A 1,330-nucleotide genomic window follows, 5' to 3' on the forward strand; every position below is an offset into this window, starting at 1 on the left:
ACGTCAGGTCGCTGACGAAATCCTGGCCGAGGAACGGGTTGGTGAAGATGGCGACGAACATCTCGTTGAACCAGCTTGTGCCCATGCCGTTGGCGAGGGGATAAATACCCTTGTCCTTCAGCGCCTTGCTGACGGTTATGAACTCATCCCATGTGGTCGGCGGGGTCAACCCGGTCTTGGCGAAGACGTCCTTGTTGATGAACAGGCCGAGCGTCTGCGAAGCGAAGGGCAGCGAATAGACCTTCTTGTCGGCGCGATAGGTGCCGGCCACCAGCGCATCGGCGGGCTGGTTGGCGAGCGAAGGCACCGTGGTCAGATCCTGTGGTTCAAAATAGCCGGCCTTCACGAACTGCTCGAGCCAGCCATAGGCGTGGGTGTGGATGACGTCGCCACCCTTGCCGGCGGCCAGGGCCGTCGAGACGATGGTCGGATAGTTCTCGTCCGGGAAGGACTCGAACTTCACATGGATGTCCGGGTTGGCCTTGGTGAAATCGGCGAAAAGTTCGTTGTAGGCGGCCTTGTCTTCCTGGCGCCAGGTCCAGAACGAGATGTCGGTGGCATGCGCCACGCTGGCTGCCAATCCCCATGCGAAAGACGCGGCCGCGAGGGCCAGCCCAATCCTTCTCCTGCTCATGTTGCAATCTCCCAATCGCGCTTGATGCGCTTTTTACGACGATTATCAAATCATAGTTCTTGCCGTCTGGAAAGATAGTTTGTAAAGTTTCCTAACTAACGTGGATTGGACGCGGCAGCCCGGCTTGCGCGGTGGATATGGTGACCCAGAAAATCATTGCAGGCGTGGATATAGGCGGCACCAAGACGCGCATCATGGCGTGCCAGGGCGAGCGCATCGCCGACGAGGTGCTGGTGACGGAGAGCTGGCGCATTCGCCAGATGGAGACTGATGCCGAGACACTGGCTGGGATCGTCGCGGGATTGTGCGGCGGGGTCGCGCCCGCTGTGCTGGCCGTTGGCGCGCATGGCTGCGACACGGGTGAACAATGCCTTCGCTTCCAGGCGCTGCTGGCTAGCAGGACCGGTGGTGCGGTGCAGGTGGTCAACGATGCCGAGCTGATGGTTCCTGCCGCTGGCTATATCGACGGCATCGGCGTCGTCTCCGGCACAGGCTCGATCGCGGTGGCACGCACGGCCGATGGCAAGATGCTGGCAGCCGGTGGCTGGGGCTGGATCCTTGGCGACGAGGGCAGCGCGCCGGCATTGGTGCGCGAGGCGGCGAAAGCAATCCGGCACAGCCTCGACCGGGGCCAGGATGGTGACCCGCTGATTGCCGGGCTGATGCGCGAACTGGGTACAGACGACCAGACCAAGC

Annotated in this window: 2 protein-coding genes; one reads left to right on the top strand and one right to left on the bottom strand. The window is 62.0% G+C overall.

The features are described from left to right. On the bottom strand, positions 1-634 hold a 634-nt coding region (locus EN884_RS36105), incomplete at its 3' end, for an extracellular solute-binding protein (RefSeq protein WP_128361135.1). Positions 635-771: 137 nt separating this feature from the next. Between EN884_RS36105 and EN884_RS36110 the strand changes: the two genes are divergently transcribed. Next, the coding region (locus EN884_RS36110; protein ID WP_348633001.1) for a BadF/BadG/BcrA/BcrD ATPase family protein at positions 772-1,330 on the top strand (559 nt) is incomplete at its 3' end.

Origin of the sequence: Mesorhizobium sp. M7A.F.Ca.AU.001.01.1.1, assembly GCF_004022735.1 — a bacterium.
In the GTDB taxonomy this organism is placed as follows: Bacteria; Pseudomonadota; Alphaproteobacteria; order Rhizobiales; family Rhizobiaceae; genus Mesorhizobium; species Mesorhizobium ciceri.